The sequence below is a fragment of the Sinomonas terrae genome (genome assembly GCF_022539255.1).
Taxonomy (GTDB): Bacteria; Actinomycetota; Actinomycetes; order Actinomycetales; family Micrococcaceae; genus Sinomonas; species Sinomonas terrae.
Genome location: NZ_JAKZBV010000002.1, coordinates 157,510 through 172,056 on the forward strand (window position 1 = coordinate 157,510; position 14,547 = coordinate 172,056).

The 14,547-nt window shown below is 66.0% G+C and carries 14 protein-coding genes and 1 pseudogene; 6 read left to right on the plus strand and 9 right to left on the minus strand.

Going from position 1 to position 14,547, the window contains the following annotated elements:
* Positions 1 to 466: 466 nt before the first annotated feature.
* The 9 genes and pseudogenes from L0M17_RS21560 to L0M17_RS21600 form a co-directional block, all read right to left on the minus strand.
* Positions 467 to 772, minus strand: a complete 306-nt coding sequence (locus L0M17_RS21560) for a hypothetical protein (protein ID WP_241056688.1) — start codon at positions 770 to 772, stop codon at positions 467 to 469.
* A 567-nt stretch (positions 773 to 1,339) separates the two neighbouring features.
* Positions 1,340 to 1,588: pseudogene (locus L0M17_RS21565) on the minus strand (transposase); the annotation flags it as partial.
* A gap of 150 nt (positions 1,589 to 1,738) precedes the next feature.
* Positions 1,739 to 3,295 (minus strand): site-specific integrase, encoded by a 1,557-nt coding sequence (locus tag L0M17_RS21570; RefSeq protein ID WP_241056689.1) that lies wholly within the window; start codon positions 3,293 to 3,295, stop codon positions 1,739 to 1,741.
* Positions 3,288 to 3,629, minus strand: a complete 342-nt coding sequence (locus L0M17_RS21575) for a helix-turn-helix domain-containing protein (protein WP_241056690.1) — start codon at positions 3,627 to 3,629, stop codon at positions 3,288 to 3,290. Before L0M17_RS21575 ends, L0M17_RS21570 begins: the two co-directional genes overlap by 8 nt.
* On the minus strand, positions 3,626 to 4,735 hold the full coding sequence (locus L0M17_RS21580) for a tyrosine-type recombinase/integrase (RefSeq protein ID WP_241056691.1): 1,110 nt from the start codon (positions 4,733 to 4,735) through the stop codon (positions 3,626 to 3,628). The genes L0M17_RS21575 and L0M17_RS21580 overlap by 4 nt, the downstream gene beginning before the upstream one ends.
* 325 nt (positions 4,736 to 5,060) lie before the next feature.
* Positions 5,061 to 5,450 carry a hypothetical protein gene (locus L0M17_RS21585; protein ID WP_241053863.1) on the minus strand — a complete coding sequence of 130 codons (390 nt, stop codon included), beginning with the start codon at positions 5,448 to 5,450 and terminating at the stop codon, positions 5,061 to 5,063.
* A gap of 305 nt (positions 5,451 to 5,755) precedes the next feature.
* On the minus strand, positions 5,756 to 7,276 hold the full coding sequence (locus tag L0M17_RS21590; protein ID WP_241053864.1) for a site-specific integrase: 1,521 nt from the start codon (positions 7,274 to 7,276) through the stop codon (positions 5,756 to 5,758).
* Positions 7,266 to 7,604 (minus strand): helix-turn-helix domain-containing protein, encoded by a 339-nt coding sequence (locus tag L0M17_RS21595; RefSeq protein ID WP_241053865.1) that lies wholly within the window; start codon positions 7,602 to 7,604, stop codon positions 7,266 to 7,268. The genes L0M17_RS21590 and L0M17_RS21595 overlap by 11 nt, the downstream gene beginning before the upstream one ends.
* Positions 7,601 to 8,707, minus strand: coding sequence for a tyrosine-type recombinase/integrase (locus L0M17_RS21600; protein ID WP_308196852.1), 1,107 nt, complete (start codon positions 8,705 to 8,707; stop codon positions 7,601 to 7,603). The genes L0M17_RS21595 and L0M17_RS21600 overlap by 4 nt, the downstream gene beginning before the upstream one ends.
* Before the next feature lie 437 nt (positions 8,708 to 9,144).
* Between L0M17_RS21600 and L0M17_RS21605 the strand changes: the two genes are divergently transcribed.
* The 6 genes from L0M17_RS21605 (at position 9,145) to L0M17_RS21630 (ending at position 13,955) form a co-directional block, all read left to right on the plus strand.
* Positions 9,145 to 9,726 carry a hypothetical protein gene (locus L0M17_RS21605; protein WP_241056692.1) on the plus strand — a complete coding sequence of 194 codons (582 nt, stop codon included), beginning with the start codon at positions 9,145 to 9,147 and terminating at the stop codon, positions 9,724 to 9,726.
* A gap of 246 nt (positions 9,727 to 9,972) precedes the next feature.
* Complete coding sequence (locus L0M17_RS21610; RefSeq protein ID WP_241056693.1) at positions 9,973 to 10,794, plus strand: TIGR04255 family protein; 822 nt, start codon at positions 9,973 to 9,975, stop codon at positions 10,792 to 10,794.
* On the plus strand, positions 10,791 to 11,426 hold the full coding sequence (locus tag L0M17_RS21615; RefSeq protein ID WP_241056694.1) for a helix-turn-helix domain-containing protein: 636 nt from the start codon (positions 10,791 to 10,793) through the stop codon (positions 11,424 to 11,426). The genes L0M17_RS21610 and L0M17_RS21615 overlap by 4 nt, the downstream gene beginning before the upstream one ends.
* Before the next feature lie 13 nt (positions 11,427 to 11,439).
* On the plus strand, positions 11,440 to 12,102 hold the full coding sequence (locus L0M17_RS21620) for a hypothetical protein (protein WP_241056695.1): 663 nt from the start codon (positions 11,440 to 11,442) through the stop codon (positions 12,100 to 12,102).
* Between the two features lie 411 nt (positions 12,103 to 12,513).
* Positions 12,514 to 13,620 carry a tyrosine-type recombinase/integrase gene (locus L0M17_RS21625; protein WP_308196852.1) on the plus strand — a complete coding sequence of 369 codons (1,107 nt, stop codon included), beginning with the start codon at positions 12,514 to 12,516 and terminating at the stop codon, positions 13,618 to 13,620.
* A complete protein-coding gene (locus L0M17_RS21630) occupies positions 13,617 to 13,955 on the plus strand; it encodes a helix-turn-helix domain-containing protein (RefSeq protein WP_241053865.1) in 339 nt (112 codons plus the stop codon). Before L0M17_RS21625 ends, L0M17_RS21630 begins: the two co-directional genes overlap by 4 nt.
* Positions 13,956 to 14,547: the final 592 nt, after the last annotated feature.

Genomic DNA, 14,547 nt, shown 5'->3' on the forward strand with positions numbered 1-14,547 from the left:
ACAGTGGCCAGCCAGCAGCGGCCGCCAACCATACGGAGATACCCGACGGGCGCCGCCTGCACCGCAGCAGAGGTCGCGGGCCACGTCAGGCTTCCGGCCCAAGCCCCTCGCGGCACAGTCGTCGACGGCCCGAAGATGGCGACGGGACTCCTCGGCCACGCCCCATGGGACCGGCTCAGAGTGCAACGAGGTCCCCGGTGCGCGCGATCAGCCAGGCCGCGTCGAGCCCGAACTCGTCGTGAAGGACCGAGCGCCGGGTCGGTGCTCGCGAAAAAAGTGGCGCTAAGGAGTTGCGGCAGATAGCCGCACACTACCTGCCGGAACTGGTGGGCCGTCCTGCCGCGATGTCGGTCGCGCGCACCGGCGACTCTGGAAACTATCTGCCGTAGAGCGGAAGGACGGTGCCCGGTGGGATCGGTGAGCACGCTTCCGGCCTCAAAGTGAGCACGTTCTCTCGTTCAGCTGCCTACCCCGAGCCTCCGTCGACAGCCCGCCGTTCGTCGTCGGAAAGGTCGTCCGCTTTGACAGGATGCACTATTGCCCAGTGCCTGCCCACAGGACAGTACTGAAAACGAGTGAAAGGCCCGAGGCGGACAGCCTGCAAGGAGGCGCCTTCGACCCACGTGGTGCTGAAGAGGTGGCCCTTGCTGCAGCGAACGGCCGTGCGACCCGGGATGGAGTAGCCCTGACGCCGCACTACGAAGTTCATGACGATCAGGCCCAGCACCACCACAATGATGAGCCCCAGCCCCACAAGTGCTCCAACCCTCATGACACACGATCCATCGCTACTTGCTCCAATCGGATGCTATCGAGGTGTCCCGTCTCTCGTCAGGGGCTCTTGGCATGCCTTCACGCACACCGACCACCGTCACCCGGCCCTGGCAGCACTGAAAGGCTCACACCGTGGCTCCCCACCCGGCTAACGCACGGCCTCGACGGACCATGGGGAAAACGGCCTCATCGGGCGGCCGCAGGACCATTCTCAACTCGGAACGGGTGCCCCGGCTGTCGTCCGCCACGTAATTCCTCACCTCCGGTGACACCCCGACAGGGGCACACAGGCTAACGCCACTTTTCTCAGTTCTGCTCCCCATGCCCCTGGTACGCGAAGAGGACCATCGCCAGTCAGCCAACGCGAAGGGCCACCGCTGAGGGTCGTCCCAAATTCCACGCCCCCGTCAGCACGTTCGTGTTCGTCGTCGTCGGCATAAGCGCCGAACGGCGCCTTCACATCCAACATCCAAGATCGGGTCATGGCCCGTTTCTCACGTATTCAGGTCCCACCCGCACTAACGGGGGGAGTGTCTGACGAACGGTGTTTGAGTCCGGCGTTCTTCTAGTCGTCGGGCCGTTCGAGGCGTCCGTCGAAGGTGATCGCGAACGCGTTCAGCGGGGCTTTCCACCTGGCCACCCAGCGTGCCCGCCCACCGCCGGTGGGGTCAAGCGAGCGGGTGACGAGGTAGAGGCATTTCAGGGCCGCGGCCTCGGTGGGGAAATGGCCCCGTGCCCGCACTGCCCGCCGGTACCGGGCATTGATCGACTCAATCGAATTCGTCGTGCAGATGACCTTGCGGATCTCCACGTCGCACGGAGTCTTTTCTGATGGGAAAACGCGTTATCCGTTTCCTCGCTTATCTTGACTCCTTTGGTGGTCCCCTCAGAGGCAGACGGGCAGCCATGCGCCCAGGAAGCTCGGGGTTGGAGATCCTCGGTGGTGCGGCGATTGCGCCGTGATCTAGCGGCCGGAGTTCTTCAGCGCGACGTAGTCGGACATCGGCACCGCGGCGCGGGCAGCGTGCTGGGCGATGATTCCGGGGCTGTAGCCGAGCAGGTCCATCAGGGTGCGGGCGTCGACTTCTTGGGTGAGGTCGCGGAGCGTGGCGTTGCGTGCTCGTTGGGCGTCGATGCCGAGGACTCTGAGGCGTTCTGCGAGGGTGCCCGGGTGGAGGTGCCGGCCTGCGCGGGTGCCTGGGAAGAGCCAGTCGGTGCCGGTGTTGGCGGTGTTGCGGTTCCCGGGGTTCTGCGATTGTTGCCAGAACATCTCGGTGAGTGCCGCGGGTACGGCCGCCGGGGTCATGCCGAGCTTGATGAGCATGCCTTCCGGGGTGGTCGTGAGGTGATCTCGGCGGAGCATGACGATCTTGTTCAGCGGGTGTGCCCAGAGCAGGAGGATCAGCCCAGCGAGGCGCGTGGATCTGACCACGTGGTGGTGCTCGAGGCAGTTCCGGACGAGCTCTCTCCGCTGGGTTTGGGTGATCATCGGGATGCTCTGGGCGCTGCGGAACGGGGCGTCGAGCCCGGAGGGGCGGCCACTCTGTTGCCTGTTGAGCCAGCGGACGAAGTTCCGGACGGCCTTGCGGGTGCTGGGGCCGCTGCTGAGGTAGTCGTCGACGTGGGACTGCTGGAGGTCGTCTGCTCCGGCGTTGTGGTGCTGCCGGAGCCAGAGGAGGAACTTCCCGGCTTCGGTGATGTCCTGTTTGGCGGCGTGGGTGACGGTCTCGAGGTTGGTCTCGGGGTCTGCTGCCCTGGCGCGGACTCGTTTGAGGTGGTGCCAGGTGGCGAAGCGCTCGATGAGCCGGCTGGTCCCGTCATCGGGCAGGGCGTCGATTCTGGCGGCGATCCATTGTTCGAAGCGTGCGAGGTTCTCGTTCCCGCGGGCGGTCATCATGCGGTGGTGGACAAGCAGGGCGCGCAGGTGCTCTGCGGCGGCGGAGCGGGGGAGTGCGTCGAAGGCCTCGTGGGTGAGTGCGAGGGTGCGGTTCCCGATGGACTCGAGGAGTTGCCGGGCCTTGGTGCCTGGGCGCATGTAGGTGTAGATGCTCTCGGGTCGCCCTGTCTCGGTGAGCAGGCTTATGAGGCGGTGGAGTCGTAGGTCTTCGCCGGGTTTGAGCACGGCAGTGAGGTCGTCGGCGAGGGCGCACCTGACGCACAGGCCGGCACGGAATCTCTCTGCTTCGCGTTCGCAGCGGGTGCATGAGAGGTCGGTGGCGATGCCGGCGCAGTCGCGGCAGATCGGCTCGCCGGTGGCGGGGGAGCGGCCGGGGAGCATCCTGTCCTCGCGGCAGTCCGGGCAGGTGCCGTAGGTGTGGGTGGCCTGGGTGAAGCAGGCTCCGCAGACTGCCCCGTCCGGCCAGCGGACCCGGATCTTGGCGACATGCTGCTGGCACCGGTCGCACAGGTGGCTGCCTGCCGAGCGGGGCCGGCCTCGCTTGTTCTGCGGTGCGAAGTTCTCGAGTGTGGGCGGGCGCGCCGATCCGTTGCCTCCGGTTGCCGGGCGGCCGGGGTCACTCATCGTCTTCGACGATCCGTGCCCGGACAGGCCTGTACTGGCGCAGGTCGGGGATGTCGTCCCCGGATGCCTTGCGGCGCTGTCGCACCGTCCTGGCGTCGGTGGCGGTGTAGGCGATCAGGTCGTTGGGGGTGACGTCGAGCGCGTCGCAGAGGGCGACGAGGACTTTGAAGGAGATCCGCTCGGGCTCCTGGGTGACGATGCGCCAGACGGCGTTGGCGGTGAGGGTGATGCCGCGCTCGTGCAGGAGCTCGGCGAGGTCCTTGGCTGTGTGGACGCCGCGGCGTGCCATGATCTCGCGGACGCGCCAGGTGTAGGTGATCTCGCGTCGGCTCATGGGTTCCTCCTCTGTGCCTGCAGTCCGAGGGCTGCCTGGATGGTGCGTTCGTGGGCCCGTTCGAGGGCGAGGCGCTGGTAGTCGGGGGAGGGCATGGTGTAGCCCGAGGTCGTCGCGGCGTGCTCGTGGCCGAGCTGGAGCTGGACGAAGGCGACGTCGAAGCCCTCTCCGGTGATCAGGTGGGTGGCGTAGGAGCGGCGGAAGGAGTGCAGGTCGAGCCCGGGCGGGAAGCCGAGCTCGTCGACAAGGTCGCGTAGCCTGCCGATCAGGTGGGACTCGCCCACGATCGAGCCGCCGCTGGTGGGGAAGAGGTCGGTCACGGGGTGCCCGTAGCGGGGGAGCCCGTTGCGGATCCAGTCCTGGATCATCTCCACCGACCAGGGCCAGACGGTCAGGACCGAGCGGGGCTTCTTCGCCGAGCCGCGGTGCGACTTCCCCCAGCGCACGCGCAGCACGCCGTGGTCGCCGAGGTAGGGCGCACGCGCGTTGCGGGAGAAGTCCACGACCTGCAGGTGGCGCAGCTCGTTGGCGCGCAGGCCCCAGCCGTAGGCCGTCTTGAACGCGATCGCGTCCCGCCACGCTGCCAGGGCGCCCTTGCGGCCTGAGTCCAGGATCCGCTCGACCTCCAGGTCGGCCAGGTCGAAGAGGTCCTGCAGCTCCCGCTGGGTGAAGGGCCGCTTGGCCGGGCGCGCCTCGGAGGGCTGGGCGTGGGTGACGCGGTTCAGCTCGGTGACGATCTGGGCGAAGACCTGCCCGAACAGCTTCGCGCTCTGCTCGCACCAGTCGTAGTGCGGGTCGCAGGCGTACTCGCAGAAGAGCTTGATGTGGCCCTGGTACGAGCGAACGGTCCCGTGGGAGAGGTTCCGAACAGCCCTGGCGTGGGAGAAGAAGTCGTCGGCGTCCCCGAGGGTCCATTCCCACGGATAGCGGCCGGAGAAGTCCACCAGGCTCATCACCACGCTCCGACGGGTCCGGATCGTCGCCGACGCGAAGTCCTTCGCCCGCTGCTGACGGCCCCAGCCGTCCAGGACCATGCCGAGGAACGCATCCGGGTCTGGCGCCTGCCCGCCGAACGGGGCGAAAAGCACATTCTTATCCTGGGCCATCGACCGTCCTCAGCACTCGAAACGTGATTGCGATACTCGCACACAGATTGCGAGAACCGCAATGCACCACACCGAATCCGCACGTCAGAAGCCGAATCAGCCCAGATTTCTTGGGCTGGCCGACACCCACGGGCACCACAGGGCCGAGGCGCTGCCGTACAGAGAAAGTGCAGGTCAGAAGCCAGTTGAAGGTAGGCAGAGGATCGTTACCCGAAACCTCACGATGTGCGAAGAAGGCACACGGAGTCTTTTCTACTGGCACCCCTGCGTATCAGGTTTGGGCGTAATCAACACACATGACAGGGGCTCGCCTTGAGCCTGAACTTCAGGACGCTGCCAGCCGTGAGCGTTTCCGGACGGCGACGAGTCCGACTATCAGAAGCGATACCCCGGCCGCCAGGACCGGCAGCGAAAAGATGGCGAGAACGGTCGGGAGCCCATTCGGTCCGATGAAGTCGAAAGGGTCGTGCTCATCGGGGTGAAGGATCCACTCTGCGGTTGGTCCCAGTTCCGAAGGGTCATTCGAAAGGGCAAAGGCCTGGAACGTCTCGCCGGCCGAATAGGTCTGGTCGCAGGACGTGGAGTAGAACTGCTCTGTTCTTTGCCCATGCCAATCGAAGGCCACGCGCAGACTCTGGCTATTCCGGCACCCGTCGGGCGTGAGGCGATTCAGCGCGGTGACGGTCACGGGCACCGCCGTTCCCTGCGGCTGCATTGAGGAGGCTGTCAAGCCTGCCCCGCCCAAAGCACCGAGCAGGGTCAGGATCGCACCCCAGAGGATCAGGCGGGCTCCTGGCCAAGTACGAGCCGGGGATGGATGGTAGGAAGGCGTTCGACTCATCCTTGCCACCACGATATGACCGCATTCGAAAGGGGATAGTGCAGGGGCGGAAGATCTTGGTTCCCCCCTCTGGCGCCCGACCTCGCTGTCGGGGAGCAGATGTTGTCGCCGACCGGATTGCTGCTCGCTTTGCCCATGCGTCCCCCTCCGCGTTCGTTGAGACCGGAGACTACCTCCTTCTAGGGCCGAGTGACAGGCCGCTTGAGATCCGCGTATCGAGCCCAGTTCTCTCCGGCTGCGTTGGCGTGGAGGAAGGCGACTTGGTAGCTGTAGCCGAGGGCGTCGGCGACCACGGACGGGGGCATCTGGGTGACGAGGTCGTCCAGTGCCCGGTTCCGGGCTCCCTGCAGGTCGATGCCGAGGGAGCGGAGCCTGTCCATGATGGTGTTCGGGTGCAGGTGGTGGCCGGCGCGCGCTCCGGGGAAGAGCCAAGGGCTCTCGGTGACACCGGTCCTCAGGTTGGGCCTGCACTCGAGGTGATCGAGGAGCAGGTCGCCGAACGGTGCCGGGACGGGGACGGGGCGGACTCCGAAGGTGATGTAGGTCTGGCCCGTCGCGGGATCGACGGTGATCGCGTCGGCGCGCAGCGCTGCGACGCGGACGAGGGGCTGGGCATAGAGCAGCAGGAGGATGCCTGCGACGCGGTAGGGGCGGGATTCGCTGGTTCCCGTGAGGAGCTCACGGAGCCAGGCGAGCCGCCGGTCCTGGGCGAGGGTCGGCCGTGATTGGGCCGTGTAGTAACCGATGTCGACGCTGGTGTTGAGCCGGGTCTTGCGGGCGAAGACGAAGAAGGTGCGGATCAGCTTGCGGGTGGTGGGGCCGCTGGCTCTCCACTCGTCCGCGTCCTGCTGGGTGCAGCTCGCGGCGTTGCGGTGGTGGGTCTCCCAGAGCCATTGGAGGAATTTGGCGGTCTCGGTGATCTCCTGCTTGGCGGAGTGGACCGGTCCTCTGGCCGGGCTCTCCGGGGTGGCGGTGGACCGGATGCGCCTGAGGTGGTGCCATCTGGCGAAGTGCTCCACTGGTCTGGCGACTTCGGGTGCCAGGGGGCGGAGCTTGTCCTCGATCCAGGCCTCGAACCGGGCAAGGTACGGGTCCTGGTAGGGGAGCAGGCCATGGTGGACTAGGAGGGCGCGGAGGTGGTCGACGGCGCGCGCCGCGGTCGGGATGTGGGTGTCGAGGCCTCCGTGGGTCAGGGACGTGGTCCCCGCCGCGAGCGAGGCCAGGAGAGTCTGGACCTTGGGGGAGCGCTTCCAGGTGATGATGCTCTCCGGGCGCTCGGCCTGGCAGAGGACGTCGACGAGCCGTCCCATCGCCGCGGGATCCGCCGGTTCGGCGAGGAGCAGGGCGGTGAGGTCGTCTCGGAGGGAGCAGCGGGCGCAGGTGCCGTGCCGGTAGGGCTCGGCCTCGGTCCCGCAGCGGGTGCAGTGGAAGTCGTGGGGGATGCCAGCGCAATGGGCGCAGCGGGGCCCGTCCTCGAGGTGGGGCGGGCCGGGGAGGAGGCGGTGCTGGCCGCAGCCGGGGCAGGTTCCGTGGGTCCGGGTGGCGGTGGTGAAGCAGGGGCCGCAGACCTTCCCCTCCGGCCACCACACCCTGGCCCTGCCGGCGTTGCGGCCGCAGCGAGCACAGAGAGTAGTGCCGGTGGTGCGGGGCCGTCCGCGGGTGGTCGTGCGCGGGTTCAGGCCTGCCGGCTCAGTGGTCATCGTCGATGATGCGGGCGCGGCGTGGGCGGGCGGCGCGGTTGAGGTCGACGACGTTGGGGGATGAGGCGGTTCCGGTCCTTCGGGCCTTCACGTCCGCTGCGGTGACGGTGATGAGGTCCTCGGGGCCGCAGGAGAAGATGTCGCAGATCGCGGCGATCAGCTGCAGGGCGACACGTTCGGGCTTCTGGTTCACGAGCCGGTAGACCTGGGGGCGGGAGAGGACGATCCCGCGCTCGGCGAGCAGCGGGATGAGGTCGGTGGTGTTGTGCAGACCGCGGGCGGCCATCAGCTCCGCGAGCCGCCACCGGTACTCGACCTGCCGCTTCACCACTCGCCCTCCGGATGCCCGAGGGCCTCGTCCAGGGTCCGCTCGAGCCCTTCCCGTAGGGTCTTCGTGCGGAAGTCGTCGCTGACGAACTGGTAGATGCCGGTGGTGGAGGCGTGCTCGTGCCCCATCTGAAACTGCACGAACCTAGGATCCCATCCATCCTCCAGAAGATGGGTCGCATAAGACCTCCGCAGCGAGTGCAGGTCCAGCCCGTCTGCCGGGATTCCGAGCTCGGCGACGTAGCGGCGCAGCCGCCGCAGGAGGGTGGATTCGCTGATCAGCCCTCCGCGTTCGCTGGGGAACAGGTCGAGGGTGTCGAGGGTGCCGCGGCCGTTGGCCAGCCAGTCCTCGAAGATGCCGGGGGTCCAGTCGAAGACGGTCAGGACGCTGCGGGGCTTGGGAGGGGAGGCCCGCCGGGACTTGCCGAAGCGGACCTTGCACACCCCGAACTTCCCGAACCGGCGGGCGTGCGGATTGGTGGCGAAGTCGACCACCTGAAGGTGCCGGACCTCGTTGAACCGCAGCCCGTAGGAGTAGGCGGCCTTGAGCATGACCGCGTCGCGGTAGGCTGCCTGCCAGCCCTTGTTCCCGGAGGCGGCGGCGCGCTCGACCTCGTCGTCCGCGTGGTCGAAGAGCAGCTGCAGCTCCCGACGGGTGAACGGGCGCTTCGCGGGCCGGCCCTCGAACTCCTGAACATGGGCGGCGGTGTTCCACTCGAAGAACACCTGGGCAGGGTGGGTGCCGAAGAGCTTCTCGCAGTGCCGGTCCCAGCCGTAGTCCGGGTTGGCGACGTACGAGGTGAAGGCCCTCAGGGCGGACTGCTGGGCCCGGACCGAGGAGTGGGCGAGGTGCTTGATCGAGCGCAGGTCGCCGAAGTACTCCTCGACGTGGGCCGGCGTCCAGTTCCACGGGAACTCGTTCATGTGCTCGACGAAACGGCTCACGTAGCGGATCCGCTGGGCGATCGTGTCGAACTGGAGGTTGCGCGAGAGCTGCTGGTTGCGCCACCCGTCCAGCATCTCCTTGAAGGTGTGCTGCTCGGGATGCAGCAGCGGGACCGAGCCCGCCACAGACAGCACCCGACCCGACCGGTCCACACCCAATTCCTGCCTCCAGACGCCGCTCAACAAACGAATCAATGATTCATCAGACGCAACATCAGGGCAAATCCCCACGTCAGAGGCCGGTTCTCTGGACAAGCAAGCTCCCGGCCAGTCCTCGTGCGGAAGCCGAGCCCGGCCTGAAATCAGGGCCGGGATCAGCCCCAGATCCGCACAACTCCGGGCACCAGGGGCCGTCCCGCGTCAGTGCTGGGCGAGGAGGCAGTGTGATTCATCAGATGAGATACGCAGAGTACTGCTTGACATAAGGCGGGTTATCGGCGTTCATTCTGAACGCTCGTTAGACGCGAGAATCGTGCATCCGTTTTGCAGAACCCCGGCCCCGGAGGACGCGCCGGGTTCGGTTCCCGATGGCCACGGAAGGCGTGCGCACCTGCTGGCTAGAATCGGGATACAACCGCCGTGGAGAGGACGCGCCCGTGGGGCTGCTGGAACCCAAAGACCTGGTATTCGAGTTCTCCATGCGCCGTCTGGGACCCGAGGCGCTGCGGGACATCCCGGAGGAATACGCGCATCACTGGCGGGTGAAGATCACAGGCAGGCAGCTCGACGAGGACTTCGACGAGGTCGACGAGGTGACGGTCGGCGACGCGGAGGCCTACGTGATCCCGGACGCCGCCGGCCAGCGAGACCTCTTCCTCACCCTCGACGCCCACAGCCAGGACCTCGCCGACGTCGGCGAGATGCTCCAGATTATCCGCCCGGACCTCCTCGAGGCCCTCGCCGAATCCTGGGGCCGAGACCTCCTGTACGTGTCTTATATCGAGCTCGACAGGGCCCACCGCGGCCGCGGGCTGGGCAAGGCGGTCCTGGAGGGCATCCTCGACGGCGTCGGCCGGTACGTGGGGCTCGTCGTCCTCGAGGCCGCGCCCCTGCCCGGCGACGACGCCGCCGAGGAGGGCAGCCTGCTGCACCGCTCGGCCAAGCGCTCCCTCGCTCGCTACTGGTCAGCTGCAGGGTTCGAAAAAGCCGACGGCGACTGGATGTACCAGCTGGTCTGAAGGCCAGCCCGGCCGTGGCACCGAAGCCGATTCGGGAGACTCGCCTTCTAGCCGACCTATCGGTTCCTATCGGCCCTCGAACGGCCGACCAAGCTCTCAGGAGGTCGGCCTTAGGTCGCCGCGATTGGTGCTCTCTGCTTACCATGCGTGGCACATAGGGGCCTAGGAAGCGATGCTAGATTTGGTGTCAGTTTTAGTGCAGGTGGAGGTACCATTCTAAGTGTCGGAACGATAGGTTAACGGACTATGTACCCACAGCGCGAAGTCTTCCCTAACTCGCCTCTGGCTCTGGTAGCGGCAGAGATCCGGTTCACGGATGCCCCTCGACTGCGTCAGCAGGAGACGTTGGACGGGATCGCTGTTGCCCTGGAGCATCTGCTTCCAATCCAGGTTCAACACCAGCAGGCCCTGAACGTGCAGGTCGTAGTGCCCGGGCAACAGCCCCAAGTTCAATTCGTCTCGGGCAGAACGATGAAGAATGTGGCGAGCACATCGGCCATGACCCTCTTTCCAGACCGCCTAGCATTCGAGACCACTGACTACACAGATTTTGGCTCTTTTCGTGAGGCCGTGCTCGCTTGCACATCAGCGCTTGTTGAATCCCGAGTCACCCCGGCGATACAGAGAATTGGTCTCAGATACCTCGACGAGATTCGCGTTCCTTCTGCGCCCACAATCGATGCGCGTGAGTGGGGAGAATGGATCGATAACCGTCTTGTGGATCAGTTGCGTCTTGGACCCTCAGATGCGCCGATAGTGCGAGCTGAAGGGTTCATCTCCTACGACCTCACGAATAGGCGCGGTCTGAACTTTCGGTTCGCCGCCCTCCAGAGCGGCGCTGTCGTTGTCTCCTCTGACCTGATCCGCCGTCCATTCAGCCAAGAGTTGCCTCTGTTCGTGCTGGACTTCGACGGGTACGAGGACTTCACCATGCAAGCGGCGACGCTTCTCGACGTCAATGTGGTAGCACGGACACTAGATGCAGTTCACGGGCCAGCCGGCGCAACGTTCCAGAACGTCATCACCGACAAGGCCCGCGACCTATTTCGAGAAAGGAGCCGACGATGACACTCACAAAAGTGCAGGCATCGATGGCCACTGGACAGTCGGGGAGCATCCGGAATTACGGCGAGGTGGATTCAACCTCTGCCCGGTCGATCAGTGCTGATTGGCTTCGTACGGACGTCGACCTTCTGCACAGCGATATGAGGTCGCTTCACGAACAGACGCGAAACCTTGACCTGGACGATCGTTCCTACAAGAAAGCGACCGCACTCGACGTTCCCGCGCTTCTCGATGAACTTGCCTTCTCACGCGGAATGGGGTGGACAGATATCGCCAGCGCCGCTGGAGTAAGCGTTTCCGCTGTCCGCAAGTGGCGTAAGGGTGGGACCGCCACTGGGGACAGCCGCGAAAGACTGGCCCGCATCGCGGCACTGCTGGACCTGCTTGAGGAAAAGGGCGTGGCAGAGCCCGCCCAGTGGATGGAGATGTCACTGCCGCTGCCGCCCGGGTACCACATCCGTCCGATTGACCTCTACATCAAGGGGCACCCTGACGCATTGCTTGAACTTGTTGAGCAACGCCAAGACGCGGAGCAGGTGCTTGATACTGCGATGCCTGGCTGGCGCGAGGAGCGCAGTGACTTTGAGGTGTTCCTTGATGTTGAGGGGCAGCGATCGCTCCGTCGGAGAGGTTGAGTGACCGCAGAGCATGGACTCGATCGAGCCGGATGACCTCTATGAAGAGCGAGGACAGGTCTCGTACTGTCGCCCCATCCTTCAAGGTGACATCTTCGAGGGTGTCCTCTTGGCCGGATTCGGAGACGAGCCCTTCGAGGTTCAGATAGTTACTCACCCGTGTTCAATGAGACGGGGTCCGGTACTAAATGAGCGGATACAGGTCGCACCGATCACCTCCTACCAGAAGGTGCCAGACTGGAACGGGCATGGACGAGTCATGCCGCTGCCGGATTTGCACGAAGACGGAATCTGGTACGCCACGAGGTTCGTCGATCTCACTGCAGTCGCAGCAGCGGAACTCACGATTCAGCGACGGATCGCCTCCCTGTCCCATCCCGGCATCCATGTGCTCCAACAGCGCCTCGTCTTCCACAACACGAGACTCAGCCTGCCCCTCGGCGACTTCCGTGAAATGTCGGCCCCCGTCCTCGCCGAAGCGGAGATGCAGGAACTGTGGATCGAGGCAACGTTGCCAGAAGACGAGAGGACGGTTGACGCGATTGAACGGGCGGGAACGGATTTTCAGGCGTGGCTGAGCGAAGATGACGGAAATCGACGCAAAGACCTTGCCAACGAGGCGAACTACGCTCGCCTCCGCAAAGATGCTCGGGCCGCGGCCTCGGCTCATCATTGACAACGGGCTGCCGGACCATTTCATTGAGGCTGTCGTGCGGCCAAATCCTAGAGGCGGCCTCGCCCATCAGAGCGGCCACAATGCTCAACAAGATGCACGATTCTCACGTTTAGCGAGAGCCTAGGCCGAAGGCCGATAACGGATATTATGTCAAGCAGTACTCTGCGTATCTCATCTGATGAATCACACTGCCTCCTCGCCCAGCACTGACGCGGGACGGCCCCTGGTGCCCGGAGTTGTGCGGATCTGGGGCTGATCCCGGCCCTGATTTCAGGCCGGGCTCGGCTTCCGCACGAGGACTGGCCGGGAGCTTGCTTGTCCAGAGAACCGGCCTCTGACGTGGGGATTTGCCCTGATGTTGCGTCTGATGAATCATTGATTCGTTTGTTGAGCGGCGTCTGGAGGCAGGAATTGGGTGTGGACCGGTCGGGTCGGGTGCTGTCTGTGGCGGGCTCGGTCCCGCTGCTGCATCCCGAGCAGCACACCTTCAAGGAGATGCTGGACGGGTGGCGCAACCAGCAGCTCTCGCGCAACCTCCAGTTCGACACGATCGCCCAGCGGATCCGCTACGTGAGCCGTTTCGTCGAGCACATGAACGAGTTCCCGTGGAACTGGACGCCGGCCCACGTCGAGGAGTACTTCGGCGACCTGCGCTCGATCAAGCACCTCGCCCACTCCTCGGTCCGGGCCCAGCAGTCCGCCCTGAGGGCCTTCACCTCGTACGTCGCCAACCCGGACTACGGCTGGGACCGGCACTGCGAGAAGCTCTTCGGCACCCACCCTGCCCAGGTGTTCTTCGAGTGGAACACCGCCGCCCATGTTCAGGAGTTCGAGGGCCGGCCCGCGAAGCGCCCGTTCACCCGTCGGGAGCTGCAGCTGCTCTTCGACCACGCGGACGACGAGGTCGAGCGCGCCGCCGCCTCCGGGAACAAGGGCTGGCAGGCAGCCTACCGCGACGCGGTCATGCTCAAGGCCGCCTACTCCTACGGGCTGCGGTTCAACGAGGTCCGGCACCTTCAGGTGGTCGACTTCGCCACCAATCCGCACGCCCGCCGGTTCGGGAAGTTCGGGGTGTGCAAGGTCCGCTTCGGCAAGTCCCGGCGGGCCTCCCCTCCCAAGCCCCGCAGCGTCCTGACCGTCTTCGACTGGACCCCCGGCATCTTCGAGGACTGGCTGGCCAACGGCCGCGGCACCCTCGACACCCTCGACCTGTTCCCCAGCGAACGCGGAGGGCTGATCAGCGAATCCACCCTCCTGCGGCGGCTGCGCCGCTACGTCGCCGAGCTCGGAATCCCGGCAGACGGGCTGGACCTGCACTCGCTGCGGAGGTCTTATGCGACCCATCTTCTGGAGGATGGATGGGATCCTAGGTTCGTGCAGTTTCAGATGGGGCACGAGCACGCCTCCACCACCGGCATCTACCAGTTCGTCAGCGACGACTTCCGCACGAAGACCCTACGGGAAGGGCTCGAGCGGACCCTGGACGAGGCCCTCGGGCATCCGGAGGGCGAGTGGTGAAGCGGCAGGTCGAGTACCGGTGGCGGCTCGCGGAGCTGATGGCCGCCCGCGGTCTGCACAACACCACCGACCTCATCCCGCTGCTCGCCGAGCGCGGGATCGTCCTCTCCCGCCCCCAGGTCTACCGGCTCGTGAACCAGAAGCCCGAACGTGTCGCCCTGCAGCTGATCGCCGCGATCTGCGACATCTTCTCCTGCGGCCCCGAGGACCTCATCACCGTCACCGCAGCGGACGTGAAGGCCCGAAGGACCGGAACCGCCTCATCCCCCAACGTCGTCGACCTCAACCGCGCCGCCCGCCCACGCCGCGCCCGCATCATCGACGATGACCACTGAGCCGGCAGGCCTGAACCCGCGCACGACCACCCGCGGACGGCCCCGCACCACCGGCACTACTCTCTGTGCTCGCTGCGGCCGCAACGCCGGCAGGGCCAGGGTGTGGTGGCCGGAGGGGAAGGTCTGCGGCCCCTGCTTCACCACCGCCACCCGGACCCACGGAACCTGCCCCGGCTGCGGCCAGCACCGCCTCCTCCCCGGCCCGCCCCACCTCGAGGACGGGCCCCGCTGCGCCCATTGCGCTGGCATCCCCCACGACTTCCACTGCACCCGCTGCGGGACCGAGGCCGAGCCCTACCGGCACGGCACCTGCGCCCGCTGCTCCCTCCGAGACGACCTCACCGCCCTGCTCCTCGCCGAACCGGCGGATCCCGCGGCGATGGGACGGCTCGTCGACGTCCTCTGCCAGGCCGAGCGCCCGGAGAGCATCATCACCTGGAAGCGCTCCCCCAAGGTCCAGACTCTCCTGGCCTCGCTCGCGGCGGGGACCACGTCCCTGACCCACGGAGGCCTCGACACCCACATCCCGACCGCGGCGCGCGCCGTCGACCACCTCCGCGCCCTCCTAGTCCACCATGGCCTGCTCCCCTAC